The sequence below is a fragment of the Aureivirga sp. CE67 genome (assembly GCF_015767245.1).
Taxonomy (GTDB): Bacteria; Bacteroidota; Bacteroidia; order Flavobacteriales; family Flavobacteriaceae; genus Aureivirga.
In genome coordinates this window covers 1-13,322 of the sequence record NZ_JADOTV010000008.1, presented here as the reverse complement: position 1 = coordinate 13,322, position 13,322 = coordinate 1, and the positions used below count along the sequence as shown (strand labels likewise).

The 13,322-nt window shown below is 25.7% G+C and carries 14 protein-coding genes; all 14 read right to left on the bottom strand.

All coding sequences use genetic code 11. The annotated features are described in order from the left end of the window. Window positions 1–119 precede the first annotated feature (119 nt). Window positions 120–605, bottom strand: a complete 486-nt coding sequence (locus tag I0K12_RS11005) for a hypothetical protein (RefSeq protein WP_196888024.1) — start codon at window positions 603–605, stop codon at window positions 120–122. A gap of 119 nt (window positions 606–724) precedes the next feature. Next, window positions 725–1,189, bottom strand: coding sequence for a hypothetical protein (locus tag I0K12_RS11000; RefSeq protein ID WP_196888022.1), 465 nt, complete (start codon window positions 1,187–1,189; stop codon window positions 725–727). A gap of 76 nt (window positions 1,190–1,265) precedes the next feature. Next, window positions 1,266–1,670, bottom strand: a complete 405-nt coding sequence (locus tag I0K12_RS10995; protein WP_196888020.1) for a hypothetical protein — start codon at window positions 1,668–1,670, stop codon at window positions 1,266–1,268. Window positions 1,671–1,708: 38 nt separating this feature from the next. After that, complete coding sequence (locus tag I0K12_RS10990) at window positions 1,709–2,287, bottom strand: hypothetical protein (protein ID WP_196888018.1); 579 nt, start codon at window positions 2,285–2,287, stop codon at window positions 1,709–1,711. Window positions 2,288–2,533: 246 nt separating this feature from the next. Further along, window positions 2,534–2,932: a hypothetical protein gene (locus tag I0K12_RS10985; protein WP_196888016.1), complete on the bottom strand. Its 399-nt coding sequence runs from the start codon at window positions 2,930–2,932 to the stop codon at window positions 2,534–2,536. A 1-nt stretch (window position 2,933) separates the two neighbouring features. Beyond that, window positions 2,934–3,785 carry a hypothetical protein gene (locus I0K12_RS10980; RefSeq protein WP_196888014.1) on the bottom strand — a complete coding sequence of 284 codons (852 nt, stop codon included), beginning with the start codon at window positions 3,783–3,785 and terminating at the stop codon, window positions 2,934–2,936. Between the two features lie 66 nt (window positions 3,786–3,851). Next, a complete protein-coding gene (locus tag I0K12_RS10975; protein WP_196888012.1) occupies window positions 3,852–4,397 on the bottom strand; it encodes a hypothetical protein in 546 nt (181 codons plus the stop codon). Window positions 4,398–4,536: 139 nt separating this feature from the next. Next, window positions 4,537–5,244, bottom strand: a complete 708-nt coding sequence (locus I0K12_RS10970) for a hypothetical protein (protein WP_196888010.1) — start codon at window positions 5,242–5,244, stop codon at window positions 4,537–4,539. 390 nt (window positions 5,245–5,634) lie between these two features. Beyond that, window positions 5,635–6,207 (bottom strand): hypothetical protein, encoded by a 573-nt coding sequence (locus tag I0K12_RS10965; RefSeq protein ID WP_196888008.1) that lies wholly within the window; start codon window positions 6,205–6,207, stop codon window positions 5,635–5,637. 170 nt (window positions 6,208–6,377) lie between these two features. After that, on the bottom strand, window positions 6,378–7,232 hold the full coding sequence (locus I0K12_RS10960; protein WP_196888007.1) for an endonuclease/exonuclease/phosphatase family protein: 855 nt from the start codon (window positions 7,230–7,232) through the stop codon (window positions 6,378–6,380). A gap of 74 nt (window positions 7,233–7,306) precedes the next feature. After that, on the bottom strand, window positions 7,307–9,454 hold the full coding sequence (locus tag I0K12_RS10955) for a T9SS type A sorting domain-containing protein (RefSeq protein ID WP_196888006.1): 2,148 nt from the start codon (window positions 9,452–9,454) through the stop codon (window positions 7,307–7,309). Window positions 9,455–9,540: 86 nt separating this feature from the next. Further along, the gene (locus I0K12_RS10950) at window positions 9,541–10,422 is read right to left on the bottom strand and encodes an AraC family transcriptional regulator (protein WP_196888005.1); all 882 of its coding nucleotides are present in this window, start codon (window positions 10,420–10,422) and stop codon (window positions 9,541–9,543) included. Window positions 10,423–10,428: 6 nt separating this feature from the next. Continuing rightward, the gene (locus I0K12_RS10945; protein ID WP_196888004.1) at window positions 10,429–11,043 is read right to left on the bottom strand and encodes a class I SAM-dependent methyltransferase; all 615 of its coding nucleotides are present in this window, start codon (window positions 11,041–11,043) and stop codon (window positions 10,429–10,431) included. Window positions 11,044–11,168: 125 nt separating this feature from the next. Further along, entirely contained in the window at window positions 11,169–13,037 is a 1,869-nt protein-coding gene (locus I0K12_RS10940) for a WG repeat-containing protein (RefSeq protein ID WP_196888003.1), read from the bottom strand. Between the last annotated feature and the right edge of the window lie 285 nt (window positions 13,038–13,322).

Genomic DNA, 13,322 nt, shown 5'->3' with positions numbered 1-13,322 from the left:
TCCTTTTTTAAAGGGTATGAAAAGCAATTCAAACAAATTAGAAATAAAAATATTCGAATTAATAAAGTCAATTCTAAAGGTTTTAGACTGTGTTTTACAAGATTTCAATTAAGATTTAATTATTTTGTAGTTTCTACAATAGTTACAGTTCCTCTAGAGGTTCTAGGATCCACATTCCATAAATAAGTTTGAATCGTTTTAATATCACTTAGATTAATATTTTCTGGAAAGTTTTCAGTGTTTGAAGTTTTAAAATTTAAAGTAAAAGCATTATAAACTCCATCTTCTGTTTTCGAATCAATGATTCTTTTGGTTTCATCTTCATTACTATATAGAAAAAATTGAAGATTACATTCTCCGTAAGTTCCAATAGAAAAATGTTGATTGATTTTTATTTCAGGATTTTCAACTGTCGAATTGATGAAAAATAAAATACTAATTGACATTTCATTTGTTTCTTCATCAAAACTAGCATTTGCAACAGTTGGGAAAGGTGCTTTAAAATTATTTTGAAATGAAATTTCTCCAGAAGTGCTTGGAACTATACTTTCAATATTATTTCCAGGAGGGAAAATAATTTTTTTATCCGAGTTTAAATTATTCATGATTTTAGAAATATATATTAATAATTAGTACTTTCTTATTAAAGATATTTCAAAATAAATTAAAAAACAACCTAAAATAGTTATAAAATTTAAAACTAATTTAGGTTGTTTTTACATGTTTACTTTTCAAAAATACCAATTTCAACAAAACTACCAGATGCCATATATCTTATAATAAACGGTAATTCTTCAGAAGATAAGTTACCTGAACAAAAAAGAGGAATCCATTTTTCTTTATTTGGATATAAATTATCTCCTTCTACAACTTTAATCTCAATTTCTCCTTCATTCATTTTTTTCCATTCATAATTAATATGAATTGCATATGTTTTGGAGTTGATTTTTATACTATAAAATAAATTTAGTATTCCTTTGAAAACTTTACTTGCATTAAAAATCCCATCTCCATATTTATCTTTTTCAATAAAAAGAGGAGGAGAAGTAGCTGCTGAAAAATCTTTTGAAGGACCAATTTTTTCGGTCATTAATCTTTCAGAAGTATAATTATGAATACGAACAGTACAACTGATACCTTCATCATAATACTTTTTTGCGTTAATCATTGCTTCAATAATACTTGACATAATATTATAGTTTAGATTAGAATTTACTTTATAAAAAAAGCTAAAGGTTTTTTTTACCTCTAGCTTTTTTCAGATTTTAAACTGGAATTTGCTCCACAATAAATGGTTCAAGTCTTAGTGAAACATATAAATTTGGATCATCATCTTCATCAGAAGGACACATTGCTAATCCACCTTTATGGATTCTTGGAACTAATTTATTGTCTTCAATTTTCCAAGAATTTGCAGTTGACTCATGTTGACTTCCGAAAACATCTCCTGCTCCAGTGTGATAATCTAATCGTAAACCGTGTTTCTTGTGCTTATATTCTTCTAAATAAAAAATATAATAAGAAGCTCCATCTTTATAAGGTTTTAAACTAAAAACTAAAGCTTCTTCTTCAGATACACATCTCAATAACCACTTTTTACTTCCTTTCCATCCTAAATAACTTACTTCTCCTGTTCTTTGATTGGTAAGTTTAATTTTAACTTGTTCCATAATTTTGATTATTAAATATTAATTCTTGATTTTATATTTTAAAAAGTGAAAGTTTTTACCAAAATTTCTTCTTTCAATACTTTTTTGAAATCTTCAGTTGCTGAAGCAGAAATAATTGGACTATTAAAACCAACAAAATCATAATTCTCTTTTAATAGAGAATATTGTAAGACAACAGGTTTAATGTAAACACAAACTTTGTCTTTTGATTTATCTGAAAAAACATTTTCTTCGATATCAACAACAAGAGGATTTTCGAATAATCCCATTTTTGTGTATTGAAAAAGATCATTTGGTGGGACATTGAATGGGTTTTCATCATAAACTTTTACATCAATAACCAATTGATCTACACCTTCCTTATAATTATTTCTAAGGATATTGTCTAATCCAGCTTTTTGAAATGGAGATTCCACGATTACTTCAATTTTTAAAGTATTTCCATTTGGATTATTGAATTTTGGTTTGATTATGTCCGAGATAAATACATTTGAAGTTTTTCCAATAGTATTTGCTAATCTTTGACGAATTAAGCTCATGTTTTCGTATCCTTTTGATACTTCAGTTTGCTTAATTCCATTTTCCGAATTTTGAGAATTGTTTTGAGAATTTTCCATGATTTCACGTTTTAATTTCTGATGTAAAATTACTTTGAACGTTGAATCAAAAATCCTCAAATGATGTGAATGAGATATTTTATGTTGTGAATGAACTGAAATATGTTATGAAGAATTAATGGAAATTTTAAGAAATAGAAGTTTGAAGTAAAGTGTGAGTTGTAAGTGACAAAAGTAAATATTTTGTTTTTATGATTCTAAAAAAGAAGTGTAGGAATTAAAGGAGTGGAGAGAAGAATTTATATATTATTCATTTTCAGAATAAATAGCAAAAAGCTCTCCTGATTTTTCAATACAATTTACAACAAAACCATCTTTAAATTCACCCAAAAGATAGTTTTCGTATTTTTCGATTATTTTAAATTTTCCATTAGTAAGTTCTTCTGCTTCTACAGTTTTCCAATTTCCATGAATGTCCTTCACATTAATTGAAGTGATTGTAGAAAAACCTTCTTTCCAATGATCTTCATTGATTTTATATTTTTCAATATTAAAACCTTCTACTTTATTCTTAAAACCATTTTTATCACGAAGTCTTTCAATAGCATTTTTAGCTTCCTGCTCGCTAGAATAAATACCTATTAGTTTCGATTTTTCAATATTTCCCAATTCGTATGTATGATGTAAAATATATACGTATTCCATTTTAGCGGTTTTTTCTTTGGAATTTTTCAAACCTGATTCTATAAGTTTTAATTACATTTTCTAAGCTTACAGGAGTATATTCAAGTTCGCTAAGATCAATTTCTTCATAGATATGATATTCTTCGTCATTTAAAACTAGATAATATTTTGAATTTTTACTAGAACCTTTTAGTTTAATATCAATTTCATCAATATTATTCCAAGGAATAATATTTTTATCTATAATTTTTATTCCTTTTTCGTTTAAAATTATTTGAGGTTCGTTATTACGTGTTTTTTTGAAATTTTTATAAAGCGTAAAAGCTCCAATAATAAATAGAAGAAAACTAATAACTTTTAGAGATGATTTATTTTCGTTAAAAAATAGGAACACAGCAACTCCTAAAATAAATAATGAAACTATAATTTGAATATAAATGTATGACTTGGAAAAATAAATTTCTGTAGTCTTTGGAACAGAATAATCTTCTTTATGTACATCTTTTCGTGAAAGTTTATTTTCTAATTGCTTTAATTTTTCTTTATCTGCTTTTGTCCAAATTTCTGTTTTTTCAAAAATATGTCCTTCTGGATGAATTAATTTTTGTTCTACAGCTTTCTTTCGAAGTTCTTTTGTGTTTCTTACGTTTTCATATGCCCAAAGTTTCCATTTTACAATTGCAAAACTCCAATAAATCCATGTTAGAATAAATGAAAATGGGAAAGAAATTAATGTAATATAATTTGGAAGGTCATATACTGAAGAAATTACAAATGCCGTAGTAGGAACTATTATGAATATAATTGTTAAAGGAAGATTGATAATCAATAGGCCTCTTTTTATAGCTTTCTCTACTGTAATATATTCTTGCATTTATGTTTAAATTTTTCGTAAAAATAAATAAAATAGTTGTGAAATATAACTGTTAAATCTATTGGTTTATTCTATTTCAATTAAATTAAAACTATCTAAAGCATAATCATAGATTCCCTTATAACGTGTAATTTTCTCTTCTTCAGTCATGAAGGTTAAGCAAAAAGATTTCGAATCACTATTAAAAAAAGTATTATACATCATAAATTTTAGTTGTTGAACTTCTAGTTTCGTAACAATTTCGATGTATTCTATTCCATTTTTATTTTGTTTAATTTTTAACTCCCCATCAACAATAGTTACATCCTTATTTTTAAGTTGATCTAAATTCAGTTTTGCTATTTCTTTTAAAGTAAAACCTTTTTTATCAGCAGCTGTCAGATTGTATAGTTCACTAAATACATCATCTTTTTCATTAGTTTCTCCTTCCTTTACGACAAAAAGAAGTCGCTTGTCAACATCAACAATTTCCCAGTTTGCAGGATAATCAATCGAATAACCACAAACTTTATTTTTATGTGTGTTATAATTTATTTCTGATGATTTATCTGTTTGCGCAAAGGTTGTAAAACCGATTAAACTTCCAATAAATAGTAATTTTCTTAATTTCATTTTTGATTTTTACTAAATTAATTTGGATCAAAATTAAATGAAAAATCCTTCTGAAATCTAGTTTGTCTAAAGATTTTTATTGAATTAAATCAGTAATATTATTAATTGTTTAAAGATGAGGTTTTAATCTGTTTTTTGTTTAATAATAAATCGTATACTTTTTATTCCAAATTTTCAGATAAATAGAAATATGGAGAAAAATAATTGTTGCAGGAGCAAAAGCAGGAATAAAACTAAAAGGGAATTTTGTTAAAATAGCAACTCCTGGACTTCCTGTTTCTATTTGTAATTTGGTTAAATAAATTGCAGTTATTGAAGTTAGAAGAATATCAATAAAACCAAAAGTATTCCAAAGCAGCGCGATAAATCTAGAAGATTTTGTTTTCTTTTCAACCAAATATGCAACCCAAAGACTAGAAATTGCGATAAAAATATCACCAAAACCAGCTAGGTAAGCAAAACTTTTAGGTAATTGATCAAAAGCATATAAGATCAAGAAAAAAGTTCCGATTAATCTAAAAGAATGAACTCTAATTAGTTTTGAAAGTTTGACTTGTTTTAAAAATGATTTATAAAAATTGGTATTGAATACAAAAAGAAAATAAAAAAGTAAAAGCGGGAGTGTAGTGAATAATATAATTCTTGGAGGAAATGAATCAACATTAAAAACTCCTGTAAAAGTCAAAATTGAAACTAGAATTAAATACAAAAAATAAAATCCAATAATCAAAAGTCGTTTATGATTTTGTTTGGTATTACTTACCAAATTGGCAATCATAAAAATTGGAAAAAGAATTGCGATGAGAAAAGCAATCGAGATATAAGTAGGGGCTAAATTTGTAAACATAGTTAGAGAGTAAATTCTTTTGGTATTCGACTCAAAGAATTACCCGAAAATCCGAGGGAAGTTATATCATATTTCAAAGAAACTTTTTGAGTCCGTTTTAGTTTTTCAAAAGCAACTCTTTTTTTTATAAAATCCAATTCTTTAAATATAGTTAGGTTTAAACCACCAGAAAGGAAGTTTTTTACTTTAAAAAAGGAAAATATAAAATGAGAATTATGCATTCTTTTCTAAAACTTTTTAGATTAATTAAGTTTAGAAATGTAATGAAAAAAATAATACGAAAGAAATTATCTTATTGTAAAGTGAAGAAATTGAGAAGTTTGTGAAGGTGTAAAAGAAAAAATGTTGCCGCAAGAAGTTTCTTTTGGCAACATTTTCATTTTTGAAGATTTAAAGTTTAGTTCCTTTAAAACGAATCTCCTTACTCTTTTTAATGTTTTCAGGATTTTTCGTTATAATATTTATGATGTTAATCTCATTGTCTTTTTTTGAAAGTTTTGCAGTTTCTTTAGTCACTTTTAAAATATAATTTTCATCCACTAGAAAATTCATATAATCTGGACTAATTACTTTTCCATCTATCTGGTATAACACCGATTTTTCGTCTAATGGAACTTTCTTTTTAATTAATTTCTCTAAGGAAATCAGTCTTGGTTTGTAACCACGCCTTAGTTCAACGAACATTTTTCCAAAATATTCTATTCCATTTTCAACAAAAGGCTCTTTTTCTATTTTTATAGATTTTATTTTATCAGAATTAATTGTTGATGCAACTTCTCCATTTCCTATAAAGATCTCATTTACAAATATTGCGACTGGTTTGTTTTTGATTTCATCAACATAATCATTGAAGAAAGAATTTGTTGACTTTTTTTTCTTTTTTTCAAAAGAACTATCTGCTTTTTGTTGAGCAAAAGTTGTAATACAACTTAAGATTAGGATAAAAGTAAAAATACGTTTCATTTTGTTGATTTTTATCAAATTAAACTCTTAATATTTTAACAATAAATGTGCCAAAGGAAGAAGTTTTAGATTAAAAGTTGTTTTTTTAAGTGTATTTATGAAAAAGTGTTAAAAAAGATTGTCGTAGGGTATAAACTTCTCTTTTTAAATAGTTTAAATAATACAGTTTTTTAGTATTTGAACTTTCCAAGAATAGGATAATGATCTGAAATAAAAGGAACTCCAAAATCATCGTTAATAGTTTGAAAAGTAATTGCTTTTGCATTTTTATAGAATACAAAATCAATATTTCTGCTTATAAGCCAATTTCCAAAAAAGTTGAACGATTTTTTATTATCAGATTTTTCAGCAGTTTTTCTAGAATCTTTGAATTTTTTAAGTAGAGGTTTTAAAGCTTTATTACTGCTCAACATGTTAAAATCTCCAGTAATTAAAACAGTTTCGTTTTTAGGAACTATTTCTTGAATTTTCTTCATCAAAAGTAGAACAGATTCTTTTCTTGCAATTTTCCCTATATGATCTAAATGGGTGTTAAAAACAAAAATAGATTTTTGATTTGTTTTATCTTTAAAATGAGCCCAAGTTACAATCCGAATATTATTAGCATCCCAACCAAGAGAAGGTTGATTTGGAGTTTCACTCAACCAAAAATTATTAGTTTCAATCAGATTAAATTTCTTTTCATCATAAAAAATCGCACTGTATTCTCCTCCTGTAAATCCATCATCTCGTCCGACTCCTACATATTTATAGTTCGGTAAATTTGTATCTAAATATTGAACTTGATGGTACAATCCTTCTTGAATTCCAAAAATAGAAGGTTTTGTTTTTTCAAGTGCTTTTATACATGCTTCCTTTCGATTATCCCATTTATTTTCTCCATCTTCTTCTGTATCAAATCTTAAATTGAAAGATATAATACTGATATCAAATTGTTCATTCCAATTATTTGTATCGATTTTAGCACAATTGATGAACAATGTAAGAATCGTAATTCCAAAAATGAATTTTAATTTATTAGTCATGTTTCTATATTTTGTTATTTTGAACAAAACTAAAAATACATGATATGAAAATTATTGATGTGAAGTCAAGAAAACTATTTAGAAATAATAATATTTTTAGAGATAGTATTGTTTTCAAATTCAATCTTTACGATATATTGACCATTATTTAAATTATTTAGATCTAAAGTTTTTGATTTAAAATCTTTTTTATGTAGAACTATTTTTCCTTTAATATCTATTATTGAAATACTTTTGATAGGAGATTTTGTTTCAATTTCTAAATTGTTAGTAGTTGGATTAGGGTATAATTTTAAACCAATATCATCATACTTAGAAATATCTAATTTTTCTTCAATATTTAGGTTAAAAACACAATAAGAACTATTATTATTTTCATCCGTAAATTTTATATTAATCTGAGTTGTTTCTGTAATAAAAGTTCCAGATTCTGGAGTTTGTTGAATATTTATACTTTCAGCACAATTATCATTCAAATCAAAGTTGAAAACCGTATAATCTGGAATTTCATATTCCTCACCTTCCTCAAGTAAAATTGTTTGACTTGGAATACAATTCATAAAAGTAGGGCTTTCATTATCTTGAATAGTTACTTCTTGATTAGCTAGAAATATTTCCCCATTTTCATCAACAAATTCCCAATTTAAGGTATAAGTTCCATATCCACTAAAGTTGAAATCATTTAAAATTTTAGCATCGATAGAATTACATATTAAATCGAGCTCAGGAAAATTATCGTAAGTAGGCGAGTAGGAGCAATCTACAATTATTGCTGGTAATTCAATATAAGATTCATTACAATTTGAAAGCATTAATGTTTCTGTTTCACAATTTGCAAGATTATTTTGAATCAAAATAGATCCGGAAATAGCATTATTTGTATTCATAATTTCACATAAATGATAACAATCATCAAGGTTTTCATTTTCATGAATACTTAAATTTCCTCCAACAGAATCAAGATTTAAACCATATAAAGAATTTAAAGAGGTATTATTATAAATTTCAAAATCATTTCCTATTTCCAAAATATTGCCTAAAGCTTCTAAACAGTTTAAACTAGAGTTTGAATTAATTCTTAAACTTCCAGAAATTGTATTCAAATTTGCTAAAGGTGTTAAATCCGAAATTTCTCCATCAGAATTTTCAATGATACTTAAATCTCCATTTATTTCTGTACAATGAGGATACATCGTTTTAAAATTATCAAGTTCACTTTGAGTAGTGAAATTCATAGAACCAGGAGGGCATTCGGGATCACAATTAGAAGTGATTTCTGATTTGGAATCACATCCAGTTTTATTTCCAGAAATACTTAAACCAGAATAAGTTTGATCATTTAATGGTTTGCATAAAGTTTTACAAAGATCTAAATTGGAATTATTTGTTATAGAAATAGTACCATTTACGAGAGTTAAACTTTCTAAACCATTTAAATTTTCAAGATTAGAATTATTAGAAATAGTCAAGTTTTCAATAGTTTTTATTTTTTTTAAACCATTTAGGTTTGTAATATTTCCAGGAATATTTTCCGTAATAGTTATGCTTTTATTTAAATATTCGCAATTTGGATGATTTAGAATAAAATCATCAATTTGACTTTGGGTGTTAAATACGATGTCTGTAACAGGACAATTATTCTGACAATTGGATTTTATATTATTAATATCCGAACAATTTGGGCCATTAAAACCAATGTAAGAAGTTTCATAAGTATGAAATACAAGTGCTGGGCAGATATTATTACAAATATTTAAATTTGAATTAAATGAAATTACTAAATCTTCAGTAATAAATTCTAAATTTTCAAGACCTTCAAGAGAGGAAAGATTCGGAATAAACTCAATTACCAAATCTTCAACAGAAATCAAATTCTTCAAACCATTTAGATTATGAATACTTCCCGAATTATCATTTTGAATAAGTATCGCTCCGTCAAAATTTGTACAATTTGGATAATTAATAATAAAATTATCAATGTCATCTTGAGAACTAAGAGTAATATCTTCTGGAGGACAATCTGTAAAATATACTTTTGAACTTTTTTTATTTAATAAATCTTCTTTTAAAGTAAAACTATTAGCTGTTTTTGTGGAGTGAAATTCATTTTTCAAAGTTCTAAAAATCCCCTTGTTTTTATCATTAGAGTACATTGGGTTTGAAAGAAAAAATAGGAATAAAACAGTAAAATAAATAGTATAAAAAGTAGTTTTAAGTGTCATAACTTTAAAAGTTTGGTTGTTTAAAGTTACCTACAACTAAAAAAGTAATGTCTGTAAAAATTGTTAATTAAGTTTTCATTTAGAAGCTATCTCTCGTTCTTTTCCCGAAACTCTTTTGCCGTAAAAGAAGTATGTTTTTTGAAAAATCTCATGAAATAAGACTTTTCTTGAAAACCAAGTTCGTAAGCAATTTCCGAAATAGAATTATCTGTAAAAAGCAACAACCTTTTAGCTTCAATAATTATTCTTTCATGAATAAGGTTTATAACGGTTTTATTCAAATTGTTTTTACAAATATTATTTAAAGCTTTGGAAGTCATAAATAACATCTCAGCATAATCTTCCGTGAGTTTATATTCTTTAAAATGATTATCAATCAAAACCTCTAAAGTTCGGAGTTGCTTTGTAGTTTGAGAAGAGGTGGAAATCGAAGCATCATAATTATAAATACGAGCAGCTTTCAGAAGTATTAGTTCCAAAAGCGCTCGTAAAATATTTTCATCATTATTTATAGAATCAGAAGAATATTCTTCATACAAATCTTCGAAATATGATGCTAATTTTAAATTTTGTTTTGTTAAATAAATGTATGGAAGATTATTTATAGAATGAAAAAAAGGATAATCTGTAATTTTTTTTAAGCTTTGATTTAAATGAAAAAAATCAGCATTAAAAGTAACTACAAAACCTTCGACTTCCGAATTGATTTCAAGAGAATGTACTTGACCTGGAGAAACAAAAAATATAGAATTTGGTATAATATCATAAACCTTAAAATCTATATAGTGTTTTCCTTTTCCATTTTTTATAAAAAGAATATGAAAATAATCATGACGATGAGGTGCTACTTTAATTCCAGTTTCATTTTCTGGTTTTAAAATAGTCATTTCAAACATAATCGAATGCTTATTTTTTTCTTTGTCTTGAAAACTTCGAATAGGTAAAGGATGAAATTCTTTTTTTCTCATAAAAATCTAATTTAATTTTCTTCCAATAAATCGAATCACTGAACTTTTTCCGTTATGTCCGAATCCTTCTTCTAAATGTACGATTTCTTTTCTCAATTCTATGATTTCATAATTCTTGAAATATTCTTCAATTTCCTTTTCCGAATACATATGTTTTTCATCTGGCGGACCTCCAGCAGCAGGATTTACCATACTTAAAACTCGATGTTCTTTGCTAAATGCTTCAAAAATAATATGTCCATCTTTTTTTAAATATTTATCCAATCTTTCAAACATTTTCTTTTTGATTTCAGGTTCAAAATGTACATAAGAAAAACAAATAGCATCAAACTCAGCTTCGCTATACTTTTCTTCCAGCATTGCATTTATTTGATAATCAATTTTCACATTTTTTGAATTAGCTAATAAAGTTGCTTTTGCTTTTCCAGTTGTGCTAATATCAAATGCGGAAACTTCCCAACCTAATTCCGCTGCATAAGTTGCATTTCTTCCTTCACCTTCTGCAGGAAACAAGATTTTTCCTGTTTTAAAAGTTGGTAATTTTTCTTTAATAAAAACATTTGGTTCTTCACCATAAGCAAATTCTGTATTACTAAATTTTTCGTCCCAATATTCTTTCATTTTTCTAAAGGTTTAATTTATACTTTTTTGTTTGAAGCAAAATTATTTCAGTATCAGAATTTAATTGGTATAAAAAAAGTACCTTTTGAGGTACTTTTAGATGATTTTTTTTAAGAAATAAAATGTTATTCATGTTTTATAAATATGATAGAATTTAAATTTTCACCTTTCAATTGAGAAGGGTTGACCTTACCTTTATAAATATTAGAATATAATGAAATATTATTTTTATTGAGGTTAAATCTTACTCTAAGTTCCGTTTCATAAGTACCCTCGAAAAGAGGGATTACAAATCCATAAGAAGATTTTGCAGGTAGCTCTCTTATATTTAGGTAGCTATTAGCACAGGTAGATTCAATAGGTTTTTGTAAATCTTTCCAGTTACCATTTTTGTCTTTTGCTTGAATTGTTAAATATATTCTATCATCAATAGAATATAATTTTTCAATATTTTCGGTGTCATTTGATAAATAAAGCTTTAAGCCTTTGTATTTATTATTAAATCTAATAATCTCATTAGTATCAACAAACAAGTTTATTTCATTAGGTTTAAATAATTTATGCTTTTTCATAATTTTTTCTTCAGAAGAATTTAATAATCTTTTAGTTAACCTATATTCACTATTCATTTGTCCTTCAATATTATAAAGTCCTAATGATTGAGCTTTACCTTTATCAAATTTTTCGTTCCAAATGTATTCTCCCTCAGAATTAATATAACCCTCAGAATTAAATTCTTCAACATGGAATATTTTTTTATCAGGATGAATATCTAACTTGTCGAATTTTGGAGGAACTATTGTATTGGTTTTTAAATTCCAAAACCCTGTTAATTCTGTTTTAGAATTGTAATAACGAATGAAAAGTACATAATTTTTGATTAGTTTAACTTTATTGAATATAAAATCAAATCTACGTGGCTCTTTAACAAAATTACCTTTTGAATCAATTGCTCCCCAACCATTTTCTGTTAAAACAAATTCCATTTTATTTTCGAAAAAATTATGACTATTTATATCTGAAAAATCTTTTGCAATATTTAAAAAACTTTCTTTGTTTAATTTCTCGCCTTTATTATTAATAAGATCAAATGTAGAATCATTTTTCTTTACAAAAGCGACTCCATTTTTAAAAACAGAAATATCTTTCCATAAATTATTTTTAAATATTATTTTTCCATTTCCATCAACAACACCTATGCTTTCATAAAAAATATCATCAATTTCTTCAAAAATAATTACTGAAGCTAAGTTTTCACTGAAATTCATATTAAAAGGATTAAACATCCATTCATCGAGATTTTCAATAAGCATAATTTCATCTTTTTGATTTATTATGACCTTATTAAAATCTTCGTTTTTACCATTATCAGATAAGACAGCAGAATAAAAGTCTCCTGCATATGAAATGTCTAAATATTTACCTAGAGGTGAAACAAAATTTCCATTTGTATCCATTATTCCTTCTTCCTTTTTTGATCGAACTATGGATTGACCATCGATGAAATAACCGATGAAATCATGAATGTTCTTAACTTTAATATTCCCTTGATAATCGATTAATCCGAATTTGTTAGTTTTAGATTGGGTAATCAAAACATTTTTTTCTCCTGAGTAAAAGATATTTTTAAAATCATGCTCAAAAAGAATAGTACCAGTTTTATCTATAAAATATAGTTGATTGGATTTATAAATTTTAGCAATTCCATTACGAAAGCTATAAGCATCTTCGAATTCTGGTTCTATGACAAATTTTCCGTTTTTATCAATAAAACCGTATAATCCATCAAGATTTGCAACAGCTAAACCTTCTGAAAAATTTTTTGCATTCAAAAATTTAGGTTTTATAGCTTCTCTACCAGTTTCATCAATGTATCCTTTTAAATCATTTTCAGTAAAAAGAAATAATTCTTCATCACTTTGATGTTGACTGTAAATATTTGATATGTAACCAAAAGTTAGTATTGTAAATAAGAGTAAGTAATTTTTTTTCATATTAGATTTTGATAATAAGTATTATTTCATAACGAATGTATGAAAATAGATGTTTTTTTTATTTTAAATACTAAACATTATCACGATTAAAATTGTATAAGATAAAAAAAGACTTCAAAAGGTTATAGTTTTGTTTCTACCAAAAAATAATCCTAAACCTCTGAAGTCTTGAGCAAATTTAATTCATTATTAAGTCTAAATACAAAAGAAATAGAAATATTATTACCTGTATTTGAAAAATATGTAACGAAAAAAATAACATATTATACCTTGAAAGGAAAATTA

Bases quoted from the DNA above. Each gene is read 5' to 3' on its own strand.
- I0K12_RS10960 (WP_196888007.1), bottom strand. From the start codon at position 7,232: ATGACTAATAAATTAAAATTCATTTTTGGAATTACGATTCTTACATTG.
- I0K12_RS10975 (WP_196888012.1), bottom strand. From the start codon at position 4,397: ATGAAATTAAGAAAATTACTATTTATTGGAAGTTTAATCGGTTTTACA.
- I0K12_RS11000 (WP_196888022.1), bottom strand. From the start codon at position 1,189: ATGTCAAGTATTATTGAAGCAATGATTAACGCAAAAAAGTATTATGAT.
- I0K12_RS10965 (WP_196888008.1), bottom strand. From the start codon at position 6,207: ATGAAACGTATTTTTACTTTTATCCTAATCTTAAGTTGTATTACAACT.
- I0K12_RS10940 (WP_196888003.1), bottom strand. From the start codon at position 13,037: ATGAAAAAAAATTACTTACTCTTATTTACAATACTAACTTTTGGTTAC.
- I0K12_RS10990 (WP_196888018.1), bottom strand. From the start codon at position 2,287: ATGGAAAATTCTCAAAACAATTCTCAAAATTCGGAAAATGGAATTAAG.
- I0K12_RS10980 (WP_196888014.1), bottom strand. From the start codon at position 3,785: ATGCAAGAATATATTACAGTAGAGAAAGCTATAAAAAGAGGCCTATTG.
- I0K12_RS10945 (WP_196888004.1), bottom strand. From the start codon at position 11,043: ATGAAAGAATATTGGGACGAAAAATTTAGTAATACAGAATTTGCTTAT.
- I0K12_RS10970 (WP_196888010.1), bottom strand. From the start codon at position 5,244: ATGTTTACAAATTTAGCCCCTACTTATATCTCGATTGCTTTTCTCATC.
- I0K12_RS10985 (WP_196888016.1), bottom strand. From the start codon at position 2,932: ATGGAATACGTATATATTTTACATCATACATACGAATTGGGAAATATT.
- I0K12_RS10955 (WP_196888006.1), bottom strand. From the start codon at position 9,454: ATGACACTTAAAACTACTTTTTATACTATTTATTTTACTGTTTTATTC.
- I0K12_RS11005 (WP_196888024.1), bottom strand. From the start codon at position 605: ATGAATAATTTAAACTCGGATAAAAAAATTATTTTCCCTCCTGGAAAT.
- I0K12_RS10995 (WP_196888020.1), bottom strand. From the start codon at position 1,670: ATGGAACAAGTTAAAATTAAACTTACCAATCAAAGAACAGGAGAAGTA.
- I0K12_RS10950 (WP_196888005.1), bottom strand. From the start codon at position 10,422: ATGAGAAAAAAAGAATTTCATCCTTTACCTATTCGAAGTTTTCAAGAC.